The sequence below is a fragment of the Rhizobium sp. PAMB 3182 genome (assembly GCF_052908355.1).
Map to the genome: position 1 here is coordinate 4,133,323 of NZ_CM128607.1, position 24,359 is coordinate 4,157,681.

Consider the following 24,359-nt stretch of genomic DNA (forward strand, 5'->3'; position numbering starts at 1 on the left):
TTTCCGGACCTCATCATGGACTATGCTCTCGACGTGGTTCTGGCTCCGGGCTAGCATTTCGGCATGCTTGATTTTGACGAATGCAATGCCGCGCGACTGCGGCGCGATCCTGACTATGATGGACGGTTCTTCATCGGCGTGAAGACGACCGGCATCTATTGCCGGCCCGTTTGCCCGGTGCGCCAGCCGCTGACGAAGAATGTCACCTTTCATCCGAGCGCTGCGGCGGCGGAGAAGGCCGGTTTTCGCCCATGCCTCAGGTGCCGCCCGGAAACCGCGCCGTTCTGCCCGGCCTGGAACGGCACGCGCACCACGGTGGAGCGGGCGATGAAGCTGATTGCCGACGGCGCGCTCGATGGCGATGGAACAGTGGAGGCGCTGTCGGACAAGCTCGGCATCGGACCGCGCCAGCTGACGCGCCTTTTTGCCCGGCATCTCGGTGCGAGCCCGGTACAGTTTGCCCGCTCGAACCGGATCCAGCGTGCGAAGCGGCTGATCGACGAGACGGCCATGCCAATGGCCGCGGTCGCCAAGGCATCGGGGTTCGGCAGTCTCAGGCGGTTCAATGCGGCATTTTCCGAAATCTATCGTCGGCCGCCGACCGCATTGCGCCGTCGGATGCCGGAAAACGCCTCTACCGTCGAGGCTGCGCATGCTTGACTTCAAACCCGTGCGGCGGCGCGATCTGAGCTACCGATATGTCGACAGTCCCGTCGGGTCGCTGCTTTTGGCCGGCAGGGACGAGGAGGTTCACCTGATCGCCTTTCCCTCCGGCAGCCGGGCTGTGGCGCCGCTCGACGGCTGGACGGAGGACGAGGCATGTCTCCGGGAGGTGGCATCGCAGCTTGCCGCCTATTTTTCGGGAACGTTGCGTCGGTTCGAGCTCGACCTGCATTTCGACGGAACGCCGTTCCAGAACCGGGTCTGGCAAGAACTGCAGGCCATCCCGTTCGGGGAGACGATTTCCTATGGCGAACTGGCCGAACGGATCGGCGAGACCAAGCTTGCGAGCCGGGCGGTGGGCGCGGCCAACGGCGCCAACCCGTTGCCGATCGTCATTCCGTGCCACAGGGTGATAGGCGCCGACCGTTCGCTGACCGGTTTCGGCGGCGGCCTGCCACGCAAGACCTTCCTGCTCAAACATGAAGGCGTCCGGCTCAAGGAGCCCGACGCGCAAATGACACTGTTCTGAAAACTCAGTTCGGGGCTTTTAGCCGGCTCAGGAACTGGGCGAAGACCATGGTGCCTTCCGGCCAGGGGCCGTGGCCGGATTCGGCGTTGATGTGGCCGGCTTCACCGGCATCGATCAGCAGCGATCCCCAGGCGGCGGTGATGTCGTCGGCGTGCTCATAGGAGCCGAAGGGATCGTTGCGGCTGGCGACCGTGATGGCCGGGAAGGGCAAGGGATCGCGCGGATAGGGGCCGAAGGTCATCAGGTGCTTTGGCCGGATCTCCGGATTGGTGACATCCGGCGGTGCGACGAAGAAGGCACCGACGACCGGTTTGCGCAGCTGCGGGATCGCGTGGATGGCGGCGGCGACGCCAAGCGAATGAGCCACCAGCACGACCGGCTTGTTCGCCTCGTTGACGGAATCGACGACCGACTGCACCCAGTCCTCGCGGACGGGCTTGTGCCATTCGACCTCACGGATGCGGCGCGCCGTGCTGAGCTTTTCTTCCCAGCGGCTCTGCCAGTGATCCGGTCCGGAGTTCTTGAACCCGGGAACGATGAGAATGTCTGCTTCTGATGCTTTCATGATGGCGGGATGTGAAATCGGCATGCCCGATTGTCAAGAGGAGAGGCCGGAAAACAGGGCAATTTCGGGCCTGATCCGGGTTGTTGCGATCCGCAAGCGGGCCATTGCGCAATGAGGGATAGGAAAAGGGCGCCCGTTCGGGGCGCCCCTGACCATTCAATTTGGTTCGCAGCTTATGCGCCGAAGACGCGCTTGAAGATCGTGTCGACATGCTTTGTGTGATAGCCGAGGTCGAATTTCTCGCGGATCTCCTCTTCGGAAAGTGCTGCCCGGACCTCTTCGTCGGCGAGCAGTTCTTCCAGGAAGTCGGCACCCTTTTCCCAGACCTTCATGGCGTTGCGCTGGACGAGGCGGTAGCTGTCCTCACGTGATACACCGGCCTGCGTCAGCGCCAGAAGCACGCGCTGGCTCATCACCAGGCCCTTGAACTTGTTCATGTTGGCCAGCATGTTCTCGGGGTAGATCACCAGCTTCTCGATGACACCGGCCAGACGGTTCAGCGCGAAATCAAGCGTGATCGTGGTGTCCGGACCGATGGCGCGCTCGACGCTCGAATGGGAAATGTCACGCTCGTGCCAGAGGGCCACGTTTTCGAGTGCCGGCGTGACCGACATGCGCACGAGGCGGGCAAGACCGGTGAGGTTCTCGGTCAGCACCGGATTGCGCTTGTGCGGCATGGCCGACGAGCCCTTCTGGCCCGGCGAGAAGAACTCTTCGGCTTCCAGAACCTCGGTGCGCTGCATGTGGCGGATTTCGATCGCGACGTTCTCGATCGACGAGGCGATGACGCCGAGCGTGGCGAAGAACATGGCGTGGCGGTCGCGCGGGATGACTTGGGTGGAGACTGGTTCCGGCTTCAGGCCGAGCTTTTCGCAGACATGTTCCTCGACGCGGGGATCGATGTTGGCGAAGGTGCCGACGGCACCGGAAATGGCGCCGGTGGCGATTTCCGCGCGGGCGGCTTCCAGGCGGGCCTTGTTGCGGTCCATTTCGGCGTAGAAGCGGGCAAAGGTGATGCCCATCGTCGTCGGCTCGGCGTGGATGCCGTGGCTGCGGCCGATGCGGACCGTATCCTTGTGCTCGTAGGCACGCTTCTTCAGCGCAACCAGGAGCTTGTCCATGTCGGCGAGCAGGATGTCGGCGGCGCGGGTCAGCTGGATGTTGAGCGTGGTGTCGAGCACGTCGGACGAGGTCATACCCTGGTGGACGAAGCGGCTGTCCGGGCCGATGAATTCGGCGAGGTGCGTCAGGAAGGCGATGACGTCGTGCTTGGTGACGGCCTCGATCTCGTCGATACGGGCGACGTCGAATTCCGCCGCGCCACCTTTTTCCCAGATCGTCTTGGCGGATTCCTTGGGAATGACTCCGAGTTCGGCCAGGGCGTCGCAGGCATGCGCCTCGATCTCGAACCAGATGCGGAATTTCGTTTCCGGCGACCAGATGGCGACCATGTCGGGACGGGAGTAACGCGGGATCATTGGGGTTCGGCTTTCTGTTCTAACGTCAATTGAGTGCCGCTTTAGCAAAGGCTCCCGGATTTCTCAACGCTTGCGACGCGCGATCAGCAGGCTGGCGGCGGCAAGGCACAGGATTCCGGCAGGCAGGTAGAGCGGCGTGCCGAGGACCAGGAACTGGTAGACGGCGGCCACCGTCGTGAAGCTGAACTGGTAGAGCCCGCGCACCGTCGTCAGCGGGTCGTGCCAATGCGCGTAGAAGAGGCGATATTGCATGGCGAAGGCAAAGGCCGTCCATGCGATCGTCGAACCGCACAATACCACGAATGCGGCAGCCAATCCTGCCATCTTTCCCAGTCTGGCCAATGCCGGCTGACAGAGAATGATCGCCGTGATCCAGCCGGGCAGGGCACCGAGGAAGAAGATCAGCAGAATGGTCGACAGATGCGGCGTTTCCAGCCGGTTGCGCAGATAGACGCCGAGGAGCGAGGACGCGTCCATGGCGATGGCCCACAGCAATGCACCAGCAATCAGGCCTGTCAGTGATAGCGAGGGCGGTTTTGCCGGCCGGATGTCGCCATCATCCATTCAGGGCCGAACCGGGACGGCGATCCAGCGGCCGTCGCGGCCCTCGAAGCCGTAGCTCAGAACCTGGACGAGTGCGATGTTCAACAGATCGCGGGACGGCGGATAATAGCTGACCACACCGCCGAGCCTGTAGCCGACCGGACATTTGCGGCTTTCTGGAATACGATCGTCTTCGTGGATGACTTCGGATGCCGGCTTGCCGGTGCGTTCGGTCAGCGTGAGACGGAAACCGGCCGCGTTGTCCGGCGTGATGTCCTTGCAGCTCGAATAGGGCGGCAGGCCGACGTCCTCGATCTTCATCGCATAGGTCGTGTCGATCGGCGGATCGGACGAGAAGGGCCGGTAGCGGATCTGCTTGCCGTCGCTGCCGAGCTCGCTTTGCGGATTGAAGGCGACGATTGCTCCGGTATGGCCGGTCATGCCGTGTTCGACGATCAGCGCGGAGGCTTGCGCATAGGCCTGGCTTCGCGCGCTGGCGAGGCTGGTGTCGTCGCCTTCCTTCATCTGCACCCGGTAAGGGGTTTCGGGCAGATACTGGTCCTTGGCGGTGTCGATGAAGAAGATATTGGAATAGGGCAGGCCGGAGCCGTCCTGTACACCGTATTCCTCGAAGGCGAAGATGCCGCCGTCCTCGGAAAAGCCGATCAGCTGGAAATGCGAGAAATCACCGCCGAATGCCGGCGCCGACAGGAAAGCCAGCGCGGCAGACAGAATGGCGGTGGTTAGCTTTCTCATCACCGTGTGACCGCCTCCTCCGCGGCTTTACGCAGAGTGTCGACTGTTTTGCGATAATCGTCAACCGAAGTGCCCTTGAAGATCGCCGAGCCGGCCACGAGCACGTCTGCGCCGGCCGAGGTCGCGAGCGGTGCCGTCTCGGCGGTGATCCCGCCGTCGACTTCGAGATGGATCGATCGGTCACCGATCAGTGATTTTGCCATGCGGATCTTTTCGGTCATCGCCGGAATGTACTTCTGTCCGCCGAAGCCCGGATTGACGCTCATGATCAGGATCAGGTCGAGATCGTCCATGACATGCTCGATGGCCGAAAGCGGCGTCGCCGGATTGAGCGAGACGCCGGCCTTCTTGCCGAGCGCGCGGATCGTCTGCAGCGAGCGGTGCAGGTGCGGTCCGGCTTCGGCGTGAACGGTGATGTAGTCGCAGCCGGCCTTGGCGAAGGCTTCGAGATAGGGATCGGCCGGGGCGATCATCAGGTGGCAGTCGAACACCTTGTCGGTGTAGCGGCGGAGCGACTGGATGACGGCGGGGCCGAAGGAGATGTTCGGCACGAAATGGCCATCCATCACGTCGAGATGGACCCAGTCGGCGCCCGCATCGCAGACATTCTTGACTTCCTCGCCCAGACGCGAAAAGTCGGCGGCGAGAATGGACGGTGCAAGGCGAACCTGAGTGCTCATCGGTGCGAAATTCCTCCGTAACGCATGTGCCGGTGCCATATCACCGCCTGAAACGGCGGGCAATGCCGGGCAGCCGCTTGTCCGGCGTCTTCCCCACAAGGAAAGGTGCAGGGATGGAACGGAATACGCCCGCAATCGAAGGCCTCAGCCACATGACCTTTATCGTCGCCGATCTCGACCGGATGGAGGAGGTGCTGGTGACCGTGCTCGGCGCTCGACGGGTCTATGACAGTGGCGAGAAGACCTTTTCGCTGTCGAGGGAGCGGTTCTTTCTGGTTGGCGAAGGCGAAGCGGCGCTGTGGATCGCCACCATGGAAGGCGAGCCGCTGCCGTCGCGCAGCTACAATCACATCGCCTTCAAGATCGCCGAAGAGAATTACGATGATTGTCTGGAGCGGATAAGAACGCTCGGTCTGGAATTACGCGAAAGCCGCCCGCGCGTCGCAGGCGAGGGCCGGTCCATCTATTTCCACGACCATGACAATCATCTGTTCGAGCTGCACACCGGCACCCTGCAGGAGCGGTTGCAGCGCTATCTGGGGTGACGCCCCAAGGCGTCAGGGAGCAGGCGGGGCGAAGGCGAGGCCGGCGCCGATGCGGTTCCAGGCGTTGATGGTGGCAATCGAAACCGTCAGGAAGATGCCTTCCTCTTCTGAAAACTCCTGCCGCATGGCGTCATAGGCATGCGAAGGGACCGGGCCGCTGGCGATCGCCGTCAGCTGTTCGGCCCAGGCAAGGGCTGCCATCTCGCGGGCCGAGAAGATGCCCGCTTCCTTCCAGACGGCGACGAGATCGAGCTTGCGCTGTTCGACGCCAAGCTTGCGGGCGAGCGTGATGTGGAACTGCAGGCAGAAGGCGCAACCGTTGATCTGCGAGACCCTGATCTTGACCAGTTCCGTCAGCGCCTTATCCATGCCGGCGTCGTTGACCGCCTTGGAGAGTGCCGAGAGGCCTGCATAGGCGTCCTTCGCGGTGGTGGTGAAGGTCTTGTAGGAGACGTGTTCGGCATGGTGCGACATTGGATCGTCCTTGGTAGTTTGCAATGATATCAGAGTTCGAATAACATATCAGTGCACTGACAACATTCAAGGGGGCGCTGGTGGCGAAACTTCCCGGACCGGGCGAAGACAAACGCGGACAAGACGGGCATCCAGGCTATCTGCTGAGGCAGGCCGCGCATGCCCACCGCATCCGTGTCGAGGCGGCGCTGTCGGACCTCGACATCACCATGCCGCAGTTCGTGCTGATGACCATGCTCGAAGCCTATCCCGGCCATTACAATGCCGATCTGGCCCGTCTTGCGCTCCTCACGCCGCAGACCGTCAGCGTCACGATCGGCAACCTGGAAAAATCCGGAGCGATCGAGAAGAAGTCGCATGCGGTTCACGGCAGAATCCGCGTTCTGGAGCTGACGTCTGCGGGGCGCAAGCTCCTCGCCGAGGCCAAGAAGCGAGTCTATGCCGTCGAGGCGGATCTGTTCGACGGCTTCGGCCCGGAGGATGAAGCGATTATCCGGCGCTGGCTGGTGAGCGTGGCGGCCAAGGGGTGAGGCGTGGCGATCCGGGGCCCGTCAGGGTGCCAGATCGCGGAATGCGGCGTCCTTCCAGACCTGCAGGCGGAAAGGATTTTCCGCCAGATTGTGGTCTTCGGCAAAGCCGATCTTGCCGATCGCGGTGCTGAAGGTCGTGCCGACGAGAACCTCGGCAATCGGCCGCTTGCTGCCGGCCGCATCGGAAAGGGCGGCTGACGCGATCTCGGCGGCGGCGTAGGCCGGGAGCGCATAGCCCTCCGGTTCGCTGCCATTGTCACGCAATGCGGCCGCCGCTTTGGAAGCTTCCGGCAGGTTGGAATAAAGCGGTAAGACGACGCCCATGACGCCATCCGGAAGCGACACCTGGCCATCGGCCGCCCTCAACGCATCGCCGCCGAAGAAGGTCATGGCGATGTTGTCGCTCTTGGCGTCGTTGGCGATGATCGCGATGTCCGAGCGGTCGCCGGCCACGAAGACGTGCGTGGCGCCAACCTTTTTCAGCCGTCGTACCAGGGCGACCTGCTTCTCCTCGCCCGGCCGATAGGTATCGGTAAAGATCGGATCGAGGCCGTTCTTTTCGAGCGCGGCGCGCACGGCGGCCGTCAGTTCGCGGCTGCGGATGGTGCCGTCGTCGACCAGCGCAATCGCCTCGTCCGCCCAGCGGTCGAGGATGACATTGGTAATCGCGTCCGCTTCCTGCCTGTCGGAAGGCGCCAGACGAAACAACGGCCAGCCGTCGCGCATAGCGTCTTCCATGGCGATTTCGGAGCGCACGGAGACGGTGATGCCGGGAATGCCCTTGTCCTTCATGCCCGGCATGGCGGCGGTGATCGTCTCGCCGCAGAGAAAACCGATGGCGATCTCGGCCTTGGCGGCAGCGAGCTTTTCGGCGATCTGTGGGCGGGCATTGGTGTCGCAGGGCTCATCGATGACGATGACGCTGTTGCCGGCAAGGGTGGCTGCCACCTTTGCGCCATCGGTGATCTGCTTGCCCAGGACGGCGAACGTGCCTGATTGCGGCGCCACGACGCCGATGACGGCGGCGGATGCATCAATGCTGCCGCAAACGGTGAGCAGCAACGCGGCAGGAATGTGCAACAATCGGCCCATTGGCAGGCAATTCCCGAGATTGGATAGAGGGTTTTGTCCGAGGGCAGGGAACCCGGCTTGCATGTGCAAGACATAGCGGCTCAACCCTTGCCCGGCAATGCGTTATCGGCATGCTGTGTTGTGGAAAATGTAACCCTTTGACCTCATACTTTCGGGGCTTATGTAAGGGAGTGGCGATTTGACAGCCAAGGAGAGGCGCGTGTTGGACAGACAGAAACTGGATCCGGTTCTCTATCGGGACGCGATGAGCCAGTATGCCGGCCACGTGCAGATCGTGACCACCGCTCACGAAGGCAGTCGACGCGGCGTGACCGTCACGGCAGCCTGCTCGGTCTCCGACAATCCTGCAAGCGTGCTGGTCTGCCTCAACAACGGCAACCCCAGCAATCGCATCTTCTTCGAAAGCGGCGTTTTCGCGCTGAACACGCTTGCCGCGCGTCACCAGAGCCTGGCGGACGCCTTTTCCGGACGGGAAAAACTTGAAGGCGAGGAGCGTTTCGCACGAGCCGAATGGATCGTCGGCGCGACCGGCGCGCCGGTGCTCAAGGACCCGCTGGTCGCCTTCGATTGCCGCCTGACCGACATGAAGTCATTTGCGACTCATACGGTGCTGTTCGGCGAGGTTCTCGGCGTCCATTTCGGCGAGAAGGACAAGGCGCTGATCTATCTGGACCGGGGTTATCGCTCGCTGTAGGCTGTCTCTTTCAGACGACAGTTTGCGGGGCCGGTTATGCAGGGCGTGGACAGCGACGATCCCTTGATGATTGCCGAGGAATGGATGGGGCAGGGCCGCGAGGTTGCGATTGCCACCGTCGTCGAGACCTGGGGTTCCGCGCCGCGGCCTGCCGGCAGCCATCTCGTCATCGATTCGGCCGGAGAGTTTCACGGCTCCGTTTCGGGCGGATGCGTCGAGGGTGATGTCATCGCCGAAGCGCTGGACGTCATTCGCCATGGCGAACCCAAGATTCTCGAATTCGGCGTGGCCGACGAAACGGCATGGCGCGCGGGCCTTTCCTGCGGCGGCCGCATCCGCGTTTATCTCGAAAGGCTCGGCTGAGGCATATGGATCCCGTCAACCTGAAGAAACTGAACGCGGCCCGGCGCGGGCGCGTTGCGGCCGTCCTCGTCACCGACCTCGAGGACGGCCGGGATCGCGTCGTCGTCCATGGTGACGAGGTGAGCGGCGACCTCGGCAGGGCCATTGAAGAGGCGTTCCGTTCCGGTAATTCGAAGGCCGTCGAGATCGATGGCCGACCGTTCTTTCTGAACGTCCACTTCCCGCCGATCCGGCTCGTCGCGATCGGCGCCGTCCATATCAGCCAGAGGCTGGCTCCCATTGCGGCCGCCGCGGGATTTCCGCTGACGGTCATCGATCCGCGCACCGCATTCGCGACGCCGGAGCGCTTCTCGGGCGTAGATCTCTTCGCCGAGTGGCCGGACGAGGTGCTGTCCAGACAGCCACTGGACCGCTATACCGCGCTGATCGCGCTTTGCCATGACCCGCGGATCGATGACGAGCCGATAGGCCAGGCGCTGAACATCGGATGTTTCTATGTCGGTGCGCTCGGCAGCCGCAAGACACATGCGAAGCGGCTCGAACGCCTTGCCGGCCTTGGGCTGTCGCCCGAGCAGACAGCCCGTATTCACGCGCCGGTCGGCGTCGACATCGGCGCGGCCAACCCGGGCGAGATCGCCGTCTCGATCATGGCGGAGATCATCGCCTGCCTGCGCAAGCGCGTGGAGAACTGACCTTGGAGACGGGTATCCTGATCCTCGCGGCCGGCGAGGGGCGCCGCATGGGGGCAGGCGCGCCCTACAAGCTGCTCTGCGGCTTCTCGGGCGTGCCTCTGGTTCGGCATGTCTGCGCGGAAGCGGTTGCGAGCGGGGCCGGGCCTGTGGTCGTCGTCACGGGATTTCGGGCTCAAGAGGTGGAAGCGGCGCTTCGGGACCTGCCGCTGGAGATCATCGTCAATCCAAAGCATGTGGAAGGTATGGCCGGATCGCTGCAGATGGGCCTCGCGCATCCGGCCCTTCGGGACGTTAATGGCGTGATCGTCATGCTGGCGGACATGCCGAATGTCGGCGCAGTGGCACTCGGGAAATTGCGTGACCGATTTGTCGATAACGACGGTCGTGCGGTCATTCGTGCCGCCGACGGCGACAGGCCGGGCAATCCTGTGGTGCTGCCGCGGTCCTTGTTCGTGCCGATCATGTCACTTGGTGGTGATGAGGGTGCGAGACGCGTGATTGCCGCCGGCGGCCTGCCGGTGCATCTTGTCGATATCGGGCCGGCGGCGTTGCAGGACGTCGACACGCCGGAGGCTCTTCTCGCAGCAGGCGGAGAATTGAGGGAAATCATCCATGGATAATACCGACATCGAGGACATGTTCATCTCCCTTGCGCCAATCACCATCAAGCGGATGTTCGGCGGGAAGGGCATTTATCACGCCGGCGAGATCTTCGCGATCGAGCTCGACGGTGCGGTCCTGCTGAAGGCGGACGCCGAGACGAAACACGAGTTCGAGGCCGCAGGCGCCGTGCAATGGATCTACGAGTCGAACAGAAGCCGGAAGCCTGTCGCCATGCCCTACTGGTCGATACCGGAAGATGCCTATGACGATCCCGACATCATGGCGAAGTGGGTGCGGCTGGCCTACGAGGCGGCGCTGCGGGCGCGCAAGTAGCCATTGTCATCGGCGCTAGAAGTCGTCTGAATTCACTGAAGGGAATGTTATTTTTCCGAAGGTGATTATTCGTTGACCTGTTGGCCATGCCGCGTTATAAGGTTTGTGCATCGCAGCAATTTTAAGCGATTGCTAATTTCTCCCGAGACGACATTCCATTTTCATGACGAAACAAGCCGCATCGGTCCAACCGGTGCGGCTTTTCATTCATTTCGTCAGAATTTGCGGAGTTCGGCGATGGCAGCGATTGCAAAGGCGGACAGGGGCGTCGGTGTGGCATCAAGCTCGAACCAGCCGAAATCACTCAGTTTGTCCGGTTCGGTCAGCCGTGCTTCGCCCTGGCTGTCGCGGCTGACATAGATCAGCGACACCCAATGCTGCCGGTCGTCTTCGAGGATCTGTTCGGTGGTCAGCAGGTGCTCGACGCTGCCGATCCGCATGCCTGTCTCTTCTTCGGCCTCGCGGACTGCCGCGATGTCGGCCGGCTCCATATGCTCGATCTTGCCGCCGACGATGTTCCAGTAACCGGCCTCCGGCGCCTTGAGGCGCCGGTAGAGCAGGATCTTGTTGTCGCGCAAAATGGCCAGGCCGGTTCCCAATCCGGGAAAATCAATACCGGGCTTGCCGAGCATGATCAGGCCTTGGCGGCGACCAGCATGAAGGCGGGGATATCGTCGCCGAAACCAACGGGGGTCGGGCCGTCGTCGTTGTCGCGATTGCGGCTACGGCGTGCACGGTGATCGTCGTTTGCGGGCCTTGGCCGCGAATTGCGGGCTGCGGATTCCGTCGTATTTTCGGTGTTGCGAGCCTGTTTCACGTTTTCAGCCTTCTTGCCGGTGGTCGTCTCGGTGGTGGTGGTGGTGGCCTCAGCCGCCGGACGGCGGCCCTTGCTGCGGCGGTCACGATCGCGTTCACGACCGCGGCCCTTTCCTTCGTCAGCATCGTCCGAAGACGGAGTGACGGTGGTCAGGTCGCCATCAAGCCATTCGATTTTCTGGGTGATCAGCTTTTCAATGGCATCGAGATACTTGGTGTCGGCCTTGGTGACCAGCGTGAAGGCGCTGCCGCTTCTGCCGGCACGGCCGGTGCGGCCGATGCGGTGAACGTAGTCTTCGGCATGAATCGGCACGTCGAAATTGAAGACGTGGCTGACGTCGGGAATATCGAGACCGCGTGCGGCAACATCCGAGGCAACCAGCAGCTTGATGCGGTTATCCTTGAAATTGGCCAGCATGGTCGTGCGCGAGCGCTGGTCCATGTCGCCGTGCAGGGCACCAACGTCAAAGCCGTGCCGCTCGAGCGAACGGAACAGGTCGGCGACGCTCTTCTTGCGATTGCAGAAGATGATGCCGTTTTTCAGTTCGTCCTGGGCGCGGATCAGATCGCGCAGGCGGGCGCGCTTGTCGTAGTCCTTCGAACCGGTGGCGACGAGACGCTGGGTCACCGTCTTGGCGGTCGAAGATGGCGGAGCCACCTCGATGCGGACCGGGTTCTGCAGGAAGGTGTCGGCCAGCTTCTGGATTTCCGGCGGCATGGTGGCCGAGAAGAACAGCGTCTGGCGCGTGAAGGGAATCATCTTGGCGATGCGCTCGATGTCCGGGATGAAGCCCATGTCGAGCATTCGGTCGGCTTCGTCGATCACCAGGATTTCGACGCCAGTCATCAGCAGCTTGCCGCGCTCGGCGTGGTCCAGCAGGCGGCCGGGCGTGCAGATCAGCACGTCGGCGCCGCGTTCCAGCTTGCGGTCCTGTTCGTCGAACGACACGCCGCCGATCAGAAGCGCGATATTGAGCTTGTGATTCTTGCCGTACTTCTCGAAGTTCTCCGCTACCTGCGCGGCGAGCTCGCGGGTCGGCTCCAGAATCATTGTGCGCGGCATGCGCGCCCGAGCCCGGCCTTTTTCCAGAAGCGTCAGCATCGGCAGGACGAAGGATGCCGTCTTACCCGTGCCGGTCTGGGCGATACCGCAGATATCCCGCCGCTGCAGCGCATGCGGGATGGCACCTTCCTGGATCGGAGTGGGAGTGGAATATCCTGCGTCGGCGACCGCGCCGAGTACTTTTTGGCTGAGGCCAAGATCGTCAAATGAGGTCAATGGAAGCTTTTTCCGTTCGGTTGTTAAGAACACGAATGTGTCTTTATCAGGCGTCTATGCCAGATATGTGTCGGCGGAATAGTCCGAAAATGCCCGGAAGTCAAGGAAATCGGCCAGTTTCGGGCCGTCAATGCCGGATTTGGTTGATATAACACTTCACGTAACGGAAATTTACGTTGCGCAGCCACCGACGGCGGACATTACCGCAATCCCATGCCCCTGTGTGGCCGGGATGACTTGGGAATCAGTCGAGGTAGCTCTTGAGCTCCCGCCCTGCGACGATGAAGGGCATCGGATCGACGGCCTGACCGCCCTTGCGGATCTCGTAGTGCAGGTGCGATCCGGTCGAGCGCCCTGTCGACCCGACCTGGCCGATCACGTCGTTGACGTCGACCATCTGGCCGACATGGGCGAGAATCTTCGACATATGGCCGTAGCGGGTGGTGATTCCGTTTCCGTGGTCGATCTCCACACGCTGTCCGTAGCCGCCGGCCCAGCCGGCGGCGATGACGCGACCCGGCGCGGTCGGTCGGATCGGTGTTCCGGTCGGTGCCTGGAAGTCGACGCCGGCATGCAGCGCCATCGTGCCGAGGAAGGGATCCTTGCGTGTGCCGAACCGGCTGGTGATCGGCCGTCCCGGTTCCGGGCTGGCGAACGGGATTTCACGCGCCTTGTCGCGCATCGTCTCGAGGCGGGCAAGGGCGCCGTCGAGCGCGCTGATGGAGCTTTCGAAGTTCATCTGGGCACTGGTGGGAATGTAGGGTCCGCCGATTGCGGCGTCAGAGCCGTTGGCATAAGTACCCTTCACCCTAATCCCGGTCTTCTGCAGGATGCCGGCAATGGCATTGGCCGTCTCAGATGCGCCGGCGGTCAGTGTCCGGATGCTTTCAATCTGTTCGCTTTCGATGGTCTTCAGCGACAGCGATACGTTCGAGAAGGCCTGGTCGGCCTTTTCAGCCATGCTTTCCCGCAAGGGGGCATAGCCGAGCGCCTTCTGTGCCGGAGGCTGATCCCCGGTTCTCAGGCCCAGCAGCGTATCGATGGCCTCTGCGCCGGTTGCGTCAGCCTGCTTTTCGGGCAGGCGGGGATTGGCGGCGGGGACGGGGACGTTGCTGGACGGAAGATCGGCGGAGGCACGCTCCAGAAGCAGGTCGAGCTTGCCGTGGCGGCTGGTCAGCGCCTGCTGGCGTTTCAACAACTTGTCCACCTTTTCCTCGACAACCTGCTGGTCGAGGAGCTGTCGGGAGGTGATGCGGTCCACCTGGGCGCGCAGGGCGGCAATCCGGTCTTCGTAGGCGTGCTGTATGCGGGCCTGGCGGGCCGTCGACGCACCGATCAGATCGTCCCGGAATACGAGGTAGGATGTCGCGGCGAGGTAGCCGATGGCCATCACGCCGGCGAAGGATGCGCCAACGGCCAGCATCCAGGGCCTGATCGTCATGTGACGAATGTCGTTGCCGCTTGCCAGGATCAGCACATGCTGCTTGCTTCGCTTGCCGAAGACCTGGTCTTTTGCGCCGTTTGCCACTGACTGTTACTCCCGCACGGACTGCTGATTCCTCATCTCGAGCTTGGTGTGATTACACACCGTTAAGGTTAACAAAGCTTTGCCGGGCGGGTTTCCGGCTTGCTTTGCGGTGCGATCAGGCGTGGCTGGTGGATGTCAGCGAGCGGTAGAAAGAGGGCGTCAGGCCGGCCTCTGCACGGGCGATATCGTTGAACGGCGCCTTCAGCGGGCCGCGGAAATTGGCCCTGACAAGCTCGTGGAAGGTTCTGGCCGGATCCTTCGACTGGCGGGCGCAGAGAAAACGGAACCATTTGGCACCGATGGCGACGTGACCTTTCTCGTCGTTGTAGATGACGTCGAGGACGGCTGCGCTCTCCATGTCTCCGGTCTCGCGCATCTTCTCCTGCAGCGACGGCGTAACGTCGAGCCCGCGCGCCTCGAGAATCAGCGGCACGACGGCGAGGCGGGCGGTCAGGTCGTTCTTCGTCGCATGGGCGGCCTGCCAGAGCCCGTCATGGGCCGGCAGATCGCCATAGTCGCCGCCAAGCGCCCGCAGCCGCTCGCGTACCATGCGAAAATGCTTGGCCTCCTCGAACGCCACCTGCATCCAGCCGTCGAAAAAGGAATAGGGTACCTTCTCGGTAGCGAAGCGGGCGACGATGTCCAACGCCAGGTCGACGGCGTTCAGCTCGATATGGGCAATCGCATGCAGCAGCGCGATGCGGCCGTGCAGGCTGTGGAGCGACCGCTTCTTCATCTGCGTCGGCGGCACGAGATCCGGCTTGGCCGGCCGGCCTGGGCGCTCGGGAATGGAGGGATCAAGCGGCGAGCGCAGCGAAAGCCGGCGCTGTTGCCAGAGCGTGGCGGTCCGTTGGGCCAGCTCCGTCTTCACGTCGAGGTCCGCCGCCATGATGGCGGCCGTCGCGCCCTGGCGGAGCGAGGAAATCTTCGGGATTTCAGTCATCAGGCAGTCAGGCGCGCAATTCGCGCACGGCGGCGAGAACGTCCTTGGCATGTCCGGCGACCTTCACCTTCGGCCAGATCCTGGCCACCGTGCCGTCCGGTGCCACCAGAACCGTGGTGCGTACCACGCCCATGTATTTGCGGCCGTACATGCTTTTTTCCTGCCAGACGCCATAGGCTTCGAGCACGGCCTGATCCTCGTCTGCGGCGAGCGTCACCGAAAGGTCGTGTTTATTGGCGAACTTCTCATGGCTTTTGAGCGAATCGGGCGAAATGCCGATGACCGTGACGCCAAGCGCCTTGAAGTCGGGAAGCAGGCTGGAGAAGTCCTTCGATTCGGTGGTGCAGCCGGAGGTGTCGTCCTTGGGATAGAAGAAGATGACGACCGGTTTTCCACGGAAACTTGACAGTGTGACGGGATTTCCTCCGGTCGCAGGAAGTGTGAAATTGGGGGCGGTATTGCCTGTTTCGAGGGTCACTGACGCCAACCTTTCTTCGAGCCGCTATTGTGATGGGAGTTCTTTCCGGTGATATAGGCATGCTATGGTATTCGTCCATACGAACGAGTGACACTGAAGCATAAAATTGGGAGGTGCTCGGTCGGTATGGGCCAGCTCCATGACCAGAACGCTTTTCGCAAAGAGCACCATCGGGAGTCAGACATCTTGGACGTGCTTCCCGAGAGCGGTGACAGGCGGGCTGACGGCCTGCCGCCGAAGAGAAAGCCCCGACGCCGGTCTTCCTGGGTGGTGCGCGGGTTTCTGATCGTGATTACCCTGGTCTGCATCGGGCTGACCGGCATTTTTCTGGCACTCGAAAACGGCGTCCTCGACAAGAGCCTGAATGACCGCGTTCAGAAACTGCTGCAGCAGGCGGTCGGCACGTCGGATGCGGTATCGATCGGCAGCACCGCCTTGCGTTTTACCTCCGACGGGCGCCTGGCGCTGGAGGCGCGGGACGTCACGCTCGCCAAGGGCGATGGGGCCGCGTCGAGCGCCGGTGCCGCGTCGAAGATCAGCGCGGTCCGGCTGGTTCTCGACCCTCTGCGGCTTGCCCGCGGCCAGCTCAGTGTCTCCTCGATCGATGCCAGCGGTATCGTCGTCGGGAACTCCATCTGGCAAAGCGATGGAAAGCTTGACTGGGCAAAGATCCGGGTCGACGGCATTCCGAAGCTGACGGAGGAGCTGTTCAACAAGCTCGACGAGCTTCTGGCGATCAAGCGCCGGGGCGGGCTCTCGGTGCTGCGCATCTCCGATGTGACCATCATGATGAAGGCGCTTGGTGGCCGGCCGCAGGCGGTCATCATGTCCGAGCTCAGTCTCAAGGAGCCGGAACCGGGCGACGTGGAACTCAATGGCACGTTCGACATCGGCGGGTACGAGGCGTCGCTGTCCATTCTGGCCGACACCACGAAAGGCCGGGCCGAAAGTCTCAAGGCGAGCCTCGAAGGCGCCGCGCTCGGGCCACTCCTGACACTGCTTGACGCTCAGGGAGAGATCATCAAGGGAGCGACGGGCAAGCTGAGCGTGGAGCTGACGGCGGAGCGTGGCCAGAGCGGCGGCGAGGCGACGGTGAATGCGTCCGCCAAGGTCGATGATGGCCGCTTCTACATGCGCTGGACACCCGTCGACGTGCCGGAACTGACAATCAATGCCGCTTATGACAACGAGAAGCATTCTCTCGAGGTGAAATCCTCGAAGGGCGTGTTCGGCGATACGTCCCTGCCGTTCAGCGGTGCGGTGATCGATCTCGACCGGCTGGACGATGATGGCCGCAGCGGCTTCGGGTTCGATTTTCTCTTCTCAGGGGCCAGTGCGGATACGGAAACGGCGGGTGAGGCGGCCGTGCCGTTCGATGCGAAATTCTCCGGCCAGTTCCTGACGCAGACCATGGAACTTGCCGCCGACCAGATCGTGATTTCCAGCGCCCGCGGCGCGGCGGCGGGTTCGCTGCGGATGGTCTTCGGCGAAGGGTCTCCGCAGGTTTCCTTCGGCATGCGCGCGGCGCGGCTGCATTCGTCCGTCGTCAAGCAGCTCTGGCCGTTCTGGATGGCGTCCAAGGCGCGTGAATGGGTGCACAAGAACCTGTTCGGCGGCAATGTGACCAACGCGTCTCTGGCCGTCTTCATTCCCGCTGGGCGGATGTCGATCTATCCGGAGCCGCTGGATCTCGACGAGAACGAACTGAGAATCAGTTTCGACGTGGACAATGTCCGGATGAACGTCGCCGGCAATATCCCGCCAATCCGGGACACGGCCGGTCACTTCAGCCTGAACGGTCCGAAATTGACGGTCGATATCGATCACGGCACGTCCTATTTCCCGTCCGGGCGGTCGGTATCCCTCGACGGCGGCCAGTTCAATATCGCCAACACCTACGAAAAGCCGCTGATGGCGGACATGCATATCAACGTGTCCGGTGCCGCAGACGGGGTGGCGGAACTCGCCACCTACAAGCCCATCGGGGCGCTGGAGCGGACCGGTTTCGTGCCGTCGGATTTCTCCGGCAAGATCAGCGCCAAGGTGGACGCGACCTTCGGCCTCATTCCGGAACAGGATCCGCCGCCGCCACAGTGGCATACCGTCATGACCTTGAACGGCGTCGATCTGGAGAAGGAGTTCAGCGGTCACTGGCTGACGAATCTGGACGGAACGCTGGACATCACGCCCGAGGTGGCCAAGGTGGATGCCAAGGGCAATCTCGACGGCGCGCCGATGCAATTGACGGCGATCGAGCCGGTTGAGTCGACGTCGAAGGTCCAGCGAAGCCGGAAGATCGAGCTGACGCTCAACAATGACGACCGCAACCGGATTCTGCCGGGACTTGGTGAGCTGATCGACGGGCCGCTGACGATCGACGTCGACCAGAGCACCGAAGGCCGGCAGTCGGTTTCCGTCGACATAACGAAGGCGGCGCTGATCTTGCCCTGGATCGACTGGATCAAGGGCCGAGGCATCAAGGCGATCGCGACCTTCGACCTGAAGCAGGATGGTGCGCGCAGCGAGATCGGCGATTTCGATCTGAACGGCGACGGTTTCCGCATCACCGGCGATCTGACCATCGGCAAGTCGGGCCTGATTTCAGCCGACTTCGACAATGTTCGGCTTTCCCAGGACGATCGCTATGCGCTGAAGGTCAAGCGGGTCAGCGGCGGTTACGACGTGCGGGTGGATGGCCAGAGCGCCGACATGCGCTCCGTGCTCCAGAAGCTGAAGACGGGCGAGGAGACGGCAGCGCAGGGTGAATTCGGCCTCAGCATCACCGCCAATCTCAGCAAGCTCATCGGCTTCAACGGCGAAGTGCTGAGCGCCGCAAACTTCAAGTATTCCGCCGAGGGAACGACGATAAAGTCCGTGTCGGCATCGGCCGTCACCGATACCGGGGCGGCGTTCGTCATCCAGACCGCTTCGGATGCCAGCGGGCCCTTCGTGCAGATCACCAGCGGCGATGCGGGCGCCATGGCACGCTTCGCCGATCTCTACCGGCAAATGCAGGAAGGTCTGCTCAACATCAAGATCAGGGGCATGCGGACGGACAACTGGAGCGGAGCGGTCGACATCCGCAAGTTCCGGATCGTGGACGAGAAGCGCCTGCAGAAACTCGTCTCGACGCCGACCGGCAAGGATGGCCAGAGCCTCAACAGCGCTGTCAAGCGCAACATCGACGTCAGCAGCGAGCGCTTCCAGCGTGCTTTCGCCCGGATCAATTCGAACAAGGGCGTTCTGACGATCGAGAACGGCGTCGTGCGGGGAGACCAGATCGGCGCCACCTTCCAGGGTGTCCTGCGCGACAAGAAGGGGCAGATGTCGATGACCGGCACCTTCATGCCGGCCTACGGTCTCAACCGGCTGTTCACCGGCCTGCCGATCATCGGGCTCATTCTCGGCAACGGCAACGATCAGGGCGTGATTGGCATCACCTTCAAGCTGACCGGCAGCTTCGATCACCCGGACCTCCTGATCAATCCGCTGTCGGTCATCGCTCCGGGCATTTTCCGGCAGATCTTCGAGTTCCAATAAAAACCCCGCCTCAAGGGGCGGGGTTGAAATGTTCGGGCGTCCGGGTCGGCCTGATCAGGCCGGACGGACGAGAATGTGCTTCTTCTTTCCGAGCGACACCTTGATCACGCCGTCCGCGGTGACGTCCGGCGAGCCGACAGTCATCCGGTCGTCGCTGACGGGATTGTCGTTGATGCGGACCGCGCCGCCCTGGATGTGGCGGCGGGCTTCCCCGTTGGAGCCGGCGAGGCCTGCGCGCACCAGCAGCGTCAGGATGCCGAGGCCGCCGTCAAGTTCCGCCGACGGAACCTCGACCGACGGGAGGTTTTCGGCAAGCGCACCTTCCTCGAAGGTCTTGCGGGCCGTTTCGGCGGCTTCCTCGGCGGCGGCGCGGCCATGCAGTACGGCAGTGACTTCAGTGGCAAGGATCTTCTTGACGTCGTTCAGTTCCGATCCGCCCAGCTTGGACAGGCGGCCGATTTCGTCCATCGGCAGTTTCGTGAAGAGCTTCAGGAACTTGATGACGTCCGCATCTTCCGTATTGCGCCAGTATTGCCAGAAATCGTAGACCGGCAGCAGATCGGCGTTCAGCCATACCGCGCCGGAAGCCGACTTGCCCATCTTCGCGCCAGAGGCCGTCGTCAGCAACGGGGCCGTCAAAGCGTAAAGCTGCGGCGTGCCGAGGCGGTGTCCGAGATCGATACCATTGACGATGTTGCCCCACTGATCCGAACCACCCATCTGCAGCCGGCATTCGTAGCGCTTGTTCAGCTCGACGAAGTCGTAGGCCTGCAGGATCATGTAGTTGAATTCCAGGAAGGACAGGGACTGCTCGCGGTCGAGGCGCGTCTTGACGCTGTCGAAGGACAGCATGCGGTTGACCGAGAAATGGCGGCCGACATCGCGCAGGAATTCAAGGTAGTTCAGCGGGCGCAACCATTCGGCGTTGTTGATCATCAGCGCCGCATTGCCGGCCTTGTCGTAGTCAAGGTAGTTGGCGAAGACGCGCTTGATCGAGGCAATATTGTTCTCGATCGTTTCAAGCGTCATCAGCTGGCGGGCCTCATCCTTGAAGGAGGGATCGCCGACCATGCCGGTACCGCCGCCCATCAGGGAGACGGGGCGATGGCCGGTTTCCTGGAACCAGTGCAGCATCATGATCTGCATCAGATGGCCGACATGAAGGCTCGATGCCGTCGGATCATAGCCGATATAGGCCGTCACGCTTTCCTTGCAGAGCAACTCGTCGAGACCGCTTTCATCGGAAATCTGATGAATGAAGCCGCGTTCGGAGAGAGTGCGGAGGAAATCGGACTTGAACTCGGACATGACGTGGTTCTTTCGTGACTGGTGTCGCGCTTCTGGCTGAAAACGAGCGCGGCTTTAGCATTGTTTTTTGAAAAGTGCACCTGTCTCGGTGGCAAGGCAGGTTGCCTGGCTGAAAATGCATGCGGCCGGCGCGGGCTAAATGAACCCGGCCGGCCGCGTGTCTTGCAATCCGCTCAGCGAATGCGCTTGGCAGCCGGCTCCGGAACCAGTTCGCCGTCGAGGCGGCGATCCAGATAGTCCTCGCATTCGGCCATCAGCTGATCGACCCGGTCCTTGAAGAAGTGGTTGGCGCCTTCGACCGTGCGGTGGGTGATGAGGATGCCCTTCTGCGCCTTCAGCTTCTCAACGAGGCCGATGACGTCCTTTTCCGGCGCAACCTTGTCAGCCGTGCCGTTGATGATCAGGCCGGACGAGGGGCAGGGCGCCAGGAACGAGAAGTCGTAGCTGTTGGGCTGCGGTGCGATCGACATGAAGCCTTCGATTTCCGGCCGGCGCATCAGAAGCTGCATGCCGATCCACGAGCCGAAGGAGTAGCCGGCGACCCAGCAGCTCTTCGAGTCCGGATGCAGGCTCTGAACCCAGTCGAGCGCCGAGGCGGCGTCCGAGAGTTCGCCGGCGCCATGGTCGAATTCGCCCTGGCTGCGGCCGATGCCACGGAAGTTGAAGCGGAGCGTGGTGAAGCCCCGCTTCTGGAACATGTAGAACAGCTGGTATACGATCTGGTTGTTCATCGTGCCGCCGAACTGGGGGTGCGGGTGCAGGATGATTGCGATCGGGGCGTTCTTTTCCTTGGAGGGTTGATAGCGGCCTTCAAGACGGCCGGCAGGGCCGTTGAAAATTACTTCAGGCATTTGTACTCCGGCTTCATATTCACGATCCAAAAACCGGCGTCTCGGACGAAAGTTGACTTGACGAGATCAGTCAACTTTTCTAGAAGCTAGTTTAGAACCATTCGAAACTTGTTCTGCCGCCGCAAGGACGGGTTTCGAGGTGTCATAAGGCAAGCGTTGCAGAAAATTCAAGAAAAATGCGCTGTCTTGCCTGTTAATGTCTAAACCCTGGAAGTGTAGCCATGGCCGCCGCGCGTCATTATTTCGACTGGAATGCCACCGCGCCGATGTTGCCGGCCGCGCGTGACGCCGTCGTTGCGGCGCTTTCCCAGTTCGCCAATCCGTCGTCGGTACACGGCGAAGGCCGGGCCGTCCGGGCGGCGATCGAGGCGGCCCGACGGGACGTGGCGGCGCTTGTCGGGGCGCAAGCGGCGCATGTGACCTTTACCAGCGGCGCGACCGAAGCCGCCAATCTCGTTCTGACGCCGGACTTCCGGATGGGGCGCACGCCGCTGAAAGCCGGGCGGCTCTATTTTTCGGCAATCGAGCATCCGGCGATCCGCGAGGGCGGCCGTTTTGCCAGGGCCGCGATGACGGAAATTCCGGTGACGGCAGGTGGCGTGGTCGATCTGGACGCGCTTGCGGCGCTGCTTGCCGATCACGACAAGGCGGAAGGCTTGCCACTCGTCGCCCTGATGCTGGTCAACAATGAAACAGGGATCGTCCAGCCGGTTGCGAAGGCGAGCGAGATCGTCAAGGCCCATGGCGGCGTACTTGTCGTCGATGCGGTACAGGCCGTTGGTCGCATTCCGGTCGACATTGCGGCGCTCGGCGCCGATTTCCTGATCTTGTCGTCTCACAAGATCGGCGGTCCCAAGGGGGCGGGCGCATTGGTGTCGCGTGGCGAAATCCTGATGCCGGCACCGCTGATCCGCGGCGGTGGCCAGGAAAAGGGTCACCGCTCGGGGACTGAAAATTCCACGGCGATCATCGGCTTCGGTATCGCTGCACGGGAAAATGCGATCGATCTTCGCGCCCGCAACGAACGTATTGCGGCCATGCGCGATCGCCTCGAGGCCGGCATGCGGGACGCGGCAAATGATGTGCTCATTCACGGCCAGGACGAGACAAGGGTTGCCAATACCAGCTTCTTTACTTTACCGGGACTGAAGTCGGAGACGGGGCAGATTGCATTCGACCTTGAGGGCATTGCGCTTTCGGCCGGATCGGCCTGCTCGTCGGGAAAAGTCGGCGAGAGCCACGTGCTCGTGGCGATGGGAAAGGATGCGCGCCTCGGCGCCCTGCGCCTTTCCATCGGTCCGACGACCACCGGCGAGGACGTCGACGCGGCGCTCGCCGCCTTTCGCAAAATCGCCGGGCGGCGCAAGCCGGCCGGACAAGCGGCCTGACGATGGTGCGCGGAAAAAATTGAGAATTGCCAGATTTCTTCCACCCAAGAGGGTGAAATCTCGGTATCGGAACAATAGATAAGGGGGCAGATCACCACATCTGCCGTCAAACGTTGACAAGCTGCCGGACCTTGGACCCGGCGAGATTGGAGAACGAGAATGGTAGCCGTTCAGGAAACGATCGATCAGGTGCGCCGGATCGATGTCGACCAGTACAAATACGGTTTTGAGACATTTATCGAAGTCGACAAGGCCCCCAAGGGCCTTTCGGAAGACGTCATCCGCTTCATTTCCGCCAAGAAGCAGGAGCCGGAGTGGATGCTGGAATGGCGCCTTGCCGCCTATCAACGCTGGCTGACGATGGAAGAGCCCAGCTGGGCGCGCGTCAATTATCCGAAGATCGATTTCAACGACATCTACTACTACTCCGCGCCGAAATCGGCCTCGGGCCCGAAGACGCTCGACGAAGTGGACCCGGAGCTGCTGGCGACCTACGAGAAGCTCGGCATTCCGCTTAGAGAGCAGGAAATCCTGGCCGGCGTCCAGAAGTCTAAGATCGCCGTCGATGCCGTGTTCGATTCGGTCTCGGTCGTGACCACCTTCAAGGAAGAGCTGAAGAAGGCCGGCGTGATCTTCATGTCGATCTCGGAAGCCATGCGCGAGCATCCGGAACTGGTGAAGAAGTATCTCGGCACGGTCGTGCCGGTCTCCGACAACTACTATGCGACGCTGAATTCGGCGGTCTTCACCGACGGTTCCTTCGTGTACGTTCCGAAGGGCGTTCGCTGCCCGATGGAGCTTTCCACCTATTTCCGCATCAACGAGAAGAACACCGGCCAGTTCGAGCGCACGCTGATCATCGCCGAGGAGGGAGCCTACGTCTCCTATCTCGAGGGCTGCACGGCGCCGCAGCGCGACGAAAACCAGCTGCATGCGGCCGTCGTCGAGCTCGTCGCGTTGGATGACGCCGAAATCAAGTACTCCACCGTCCAGAACTGGTTCCCGGGCGACAAGGACGGCAAGGGCGGCATCTACAACTTCGTCACCAAGCGCGGCGATTGCCGCGGCAAGAACTCGAAGATCTCCTGGACGCAGGTGGAAACCGGTTCGGCGATCACCTGGAAGTATCCGTCGTGCATCCTGCGCGGCGACGGTTCGCGCGGCGAGTTCTATTCGATCGCGGTGTCGAACGGTCACCAGCAGGTCGACAGCGGAACCAAGATGATCCACCTCGGCAAGAACACGTCGAGCCGCATCATCTCCAAGGGCATTTCCGCCGGCGTCTCGCAGAACACCTACCGCGGCCAGGTCTCGGCCCACCGCAAGGCGGAGAACGCCCGCAACTTCACCCAGTGCGACTCGCTTCTGATCGGCGACAAGTGCGGCGCCCATACGGTGCCCTACATCGAGGCGAAGAACTCGACGGCGCAGTTCGAGCACGAGGCGACCACGTCGAAGATCTCCGAGGACCAGCTATTCTACTGCCTGCAGCGTGGCATCCCGGAAGAAGCGGCGATCGCGCTGATCGTCAACGGCTTCGTGCGCGAAGTCATCCAGGAACTGCCGATGGAGTTTGCCGTCGAAGCACAGAAGCTGATCGGCATCTCGCTGGAGGGGAGCGTGGGCTGATGGATCCGGTCGGCCTGACATACTATGCGATTGTCTGCGGCGGTCTCGCCGTGCTCCTG

The 24,359-nt window shown here is 62.2% G+C and carries 26 protein-coding genes; 12 read left to right on the forward strand and 14 right to left on the reverse strand.

Going from position 1 to position 24,359, the window contains the following annotated elements; translation table 11 throughout:
• Positions 1-63 precede the first annotated feature (63 nt).
• Together ACU5AZ_RS19795 and ACU5AZ_RS19800 are read left to right on the forward strand one after the other, a co-directional pair.
• Positions 64-660, forward strand: a complete 597-nt coding sequence (locus ACU5AZ_RS19795; RefSeq protein WP_446824026.1) for a bifunctional transcriptional activator/DNA repair enzyme AdaA — start codon at positions 64-66, stop codon at positions 658-660.
• Complete coding sequence (locus tag ACU5AZ_RS19800; protein WP_446824027.1) at positions 653-1,192, forward strand: methylated-DNA--[protein]-cysteine S-methyltransferase; 540 nt, start codon at positions 653-655, stop codon at positions 1,190-1,192. Before ACU5AZ_RS19795 ends, ACU5AZ_RS19800 begins: the two co-directional genes overlap by 8 nt.
• Before the next feature lie 4 nt (positions 1,193-1,196).
• Here the strand turns inward: ACU5AZ_RS19800 and ACU5AZ_RS19805 are convergent, their stop codons facing one another.
• From ACU5AZ_RS19805 to rpe, 5 genes are all read right to left on the reverse strand, one after another.
• The gene (locus ACU5AZ_RS19805) at positions 1,197-1,757 is read right to left on the reverse strand and encodes an RBBP9/YdeN family alpha/beta hydrolase (protein ID WP_446826064.1); all 561 of its coding nucleotides are present in this window, start codon (positions 1,755-1,757) and stop codon (positions 1,197-1,199) included.
• 173 nt (positions 1,758-1,930) lie between these two features.
• Positions 1,931-3,235, reverse strand: a complete 1,305-nt coding sequence (gene purB / locus ACU5AZ_RS19810; RefSeq protein ID WP_446824028.1) for an adenylosuccinate lyase — start codon at positions 3,233-3,235, stop codon at positions 1,931-1,933.
• A gap of 63 nt (positions 3,236-3,298) precedes the next feature.
• Positions 3,299-3,799, reverse strand: a complete 501-nt coding sequence (locus ACU5AZ_RS19815) for a hypothetical protein (protein ID WP_446824029.1) — start codon at positions 3,797-3,799, stop codon at positions 3,299-3,301.
• A complete protein-coding gene (locus tag ACU5AZ_RS19820; RefSeq protein WP_446826065.1) occupies positions 3,800-4,534 on the reverse strand; it encodes a DUF2259 domain-containing protein in 735 nt (244 codons plus the stop codon).
• Positions 4,534-5,214, reverse strand: a complete 681-nt coding sequence (gene rpe, locus ACU5AZ_RS19825) for a ribulose-phosphate 3-epimerase (protein WP_446824030.1) — start codon at positions 5,212-5,214, stop codon at positions 4,534-4,536. The genes ACU5AZ_RS19820 and rpe overlap by 1 nt, the downstream gene beginning before the upstream one ends.
• Positions 5,215-5,327: 113 nt before the next feature.
• Between rpe and fosX the strand changes: the two genes are divergently transcribed.
• A complete protein-coding gene (fosX, locus tag ACU5AZ_RS19830) occupies positions 5,328-5,759 on the forward strand; it encodes a FosX/FosE/FosI family fosfomycin resistance hydrolase (RefSeq protein ID WP_446824031.1) in 432 nt (143 codons plus the stop codon).
• 12 nt (positions 5,760-5,771) lie between these two features.
• On the opposite strand, the gene ACU5AZ_RS19835 is transcribed toward fosX, so the two are convergent.
• Positions 5,772-6,233: a carboxymuconolactone decarboxylase family protein gene (locus tag ACU5AZ_RS19835; RefSeq protein ID WP_446824032.1), complete on the reverse strand. Its 462-nt coding sequence runs from the start codon at positions 6,231-6,233 to the stop codon at positions 5,772-5,774.
• A gap of 80 nt (positions 6,234-6,313) precedes the next feature.
• Here ACU5AZ_RS19835 and ACU5AZ_RS19840 point away from each other — a divergent pair, with 80 nt between their 5' ends.
• Positions 6,314-6,763 carry a MarR family winged helix-turn-helix transcriptional regulator gene (locus tag ACU5AZ_RS19840; RefSeq protein WP_446824033.1) on the forward strand — a complete coding sequence of 150 codons (450 nt, stop codon included), beginning with the start codon at positions 6,314-6,316 and terminating at the stop codon, positions 6,761-6,763.
• A 21-nt stretch (positions 6,764-6,784) separates the two neighbouring features.
• Here ACU5AZ_RS19840 and ACU5AZ_RS19845 read toward each other — a convergent pair whose 3' ends face one another.
• Entirely contained in the window at positions 6,785-7,855 is a 1,071-nt protein-coding gene (locus tag ACU5AZ_RS19845) for an ABC transporter substrate-binding protein (protein ID WP_446824034.1), read from the reverse strand.
• Between the two features lie 199 nt (positions 7,856-8,054).
• Between ACU5AZ_RS19845 and ACU5AZ_RS19850 the strand changes: the two genes are divergently transcribed.
• Genes ACU5AZ_RS19850 through ACU5AZ_RS19870 form a run of 5 tightly spaced genes read left to right on the forward strand, consistent with a single transcriptional unit; the run spans position 8,055 to position 10,540 of the window.
• Positions 8,055-8,549: a flavin reductase gene (locus ACU5AZ_RS19850; RefSeq protein WP_446824035.1), complete on the forward strand. Its 495-nt coding sequence runs from the start codon at positions 8,055-8,057 to the stop codon at positions 8,547-8,549.
• A 36-nt stretch (positions 8,550-8,585) separates the two neighbouring features.
• Positions 8,586-8,912 carry an XdhC family protein gene (locus ACU5AZ_RS19855; protein ID WP_446824036.1) on the forward strand — a complete coding sequence of 109 codons (327 nt, stop codon included), beginning with the start codon at positions 8,586-8,588 and terminating at the stop codon, positions 8,910-8,912.
• A 5-nt stretch (positions 8,913-8,917) separates the two neighbouring features.
• The gene (locus tag ACU5AZ_RS19860) at positions 8,918-9,604 is read left to right on the forward strand and encodes an XdhC family protein (protein ID WP_446824037.1); all 687 of its coding nucleotides are present in this window, start codon (positions 8,918-8,920) and stop codon (positions 9,602-9,604) included.
• A gap of 2 nt (positions 9,605-9,606) precedes the next feature.
• Entirely contained in the window at positions 9,607-10,224 is a 618-nt protein-coding gene (locus ACU5AZ_RS19865) for a nucleotidyltransferase family protein (RefSeq protein ID WP_446824038.1), read from the forward strand.
• On the forward strand, positions 10,217-10,540 hold the full coding sequence (locus ACU5AZ_RS19870; RefSeq protein WP_446824039.1) for a TfoX/Sxy family protein: 324 nt from the start codon (positions 10,217-10,219) through the stop codon (positions 10,538-10,540). Before ACU5AZ_RS19865 ends, ACU5AZ_RS19870 begins: the two co-directional genes overlap by 8 nt.
• A 215-nt stretch (positions 10,541-10,755) precedes the next feature.
• Here the strand turns inward: ACU5AZ_RS19870 and ACU5AZ_RS19875 are convergent, their stop codons facing one another.
• The 5 genes from ACU5AZ_RS19875 to ACU5AZ_RS19895 form a co-directional block, all read right to left on the reverse strand.
• Positions 10,756-11,172: an NUDIX domain-containing protein gene (locus ACU5AZ_RS19875; protein WP_446824040.1), complete on the reverse strand. Its 417-nt coding sequence runs from the start codon at positions 11,170-11,172 to the stop codon at positions 10,756-10,758.
• A gap of 2 nt (positions 11,173-11,174) precedes the next feature.
• Entirely contained in the window at positions 11,175-12,635 is a 1,461-nt protein-coding gene (locus ACU5AZ_RS19880; RefSeq protein ID WP_446824041.1) for a DEAD/DEAH box helicase, read from the reverse strand.
• A 244-nt stretch (positions 12,636-12,879) separates the two neighbouring features.
• The gene (locus ACU5AZ_RS19885) at positions 12,880-14,163 is read right to left on the reverse strand and encodes a M23 family metallopeptidase (protein ID WP_446824042.1); all 1,284 of its coding nucleotides are present in this window, start codon (positions 14,161-14,163) and stop codon (positions 12,880-12,882) included.
• A gap of 115 nt (positions 14,164-14,278) precedes the next feature.
• Positions 14,279-15,106, reverse strand: a complete 828-nt coding sequence (locus ACU5AZ_RS19890) for a ferritin-like domain-containing protein (RefSeq protein ID WP_446824043.1) — start codon at positions 15,104-15,106, stop codon at positions 14,279-14,281.
• Between the two features lie 7 nt (positions 15,107-15,113).
• Positions 15,114-15,584 carry a peroxiredoxin gene (locus ACU5AZ_RS19895; RefSeq protein WP_446824044.1) on the reverse strand — a complete coding sequence of 157 codons (471 nt, stop codon included), beginning with the start codon at positions 15,582-15,584 and terminating at the stop codon, positions 15,114-15,116.
• 192 nt (positions 15,585-15,776) lie between these two features.
• On the opposite strand from ACU5AZ_RS19895, the gene ACU5AZ_RS19900 reads away from it, so the two are divergent.
• Entirely contained in the window at positions 15,777-19,124 is a 3,348-nt protein-coding gene (locus ACU5AZ_RS19900; protein WP_446826066.1) for a hypothetical protein, read from the forward strand.
• A gap of 54 nt (positions 19,125-19,178) precedes the next feature.
• On the opposite strand, the gene tyrS is transcribed toward ACU5AZ_RS19900, so the two are convergent.
• On the reverse strand, positions 19,179-20,432 hold the full coding sequence (tyrS, locus tag ACU5AZ_RS19905) for a tyrosine--tRNA ligase (RefSeq protein ID WP_446824045.1): 1,254 nt from the start codon (positions 20,430-20,432) through the stop codon (positions 19,179-19,181).
• Between the two features lie 173 nt (positions 20,433-20,605).
• A complete protein-coding gene (locus tag ACU5AZ_RS19910; protein ID WP_261930013.1) occupies positions 20,606-21,283 on the reverse strand; it encodes an alpha/beta hydrolase in 678 nt (225 codons plus the stop codon).
• A 221-nt stretch (positions 21,284-21,504) separates the two neighbouring features.
• On the opposite strand from ACU5AZ_RS19910, the gene ACU5AZ_RS19915 reads away from it, so the two are divergent.
• Positions 21,505-22,671: a cysteine desulfurase family protein gene (locus tag ACU5AZ_RS19915; protein ID WP_446824046.1), complete on the forward strand. Its 1,167-nt coding sequence runs from the start codon at positions 21,505-21,507 to the stop codon at positions 22,669-22,671.
• A 159-nt stretch (positions 22,672-22,830) separates the two neighbouring features.
• Positions 22,831-24,300 (forward strand): Fe-S cluster assembly protein SufB, encoded by a 1,470-nt coding sequence (gene sufB, locus ACU5AZ_RS19920; protein ID WP_446824047.1) that lies wholly within the window; start codon positions 22,831-22,833, stop codon positions 24,298-24,300.
• The last annotated feature ends 59 nt before the right edge of the window (positions 24,301-24,359 follow it).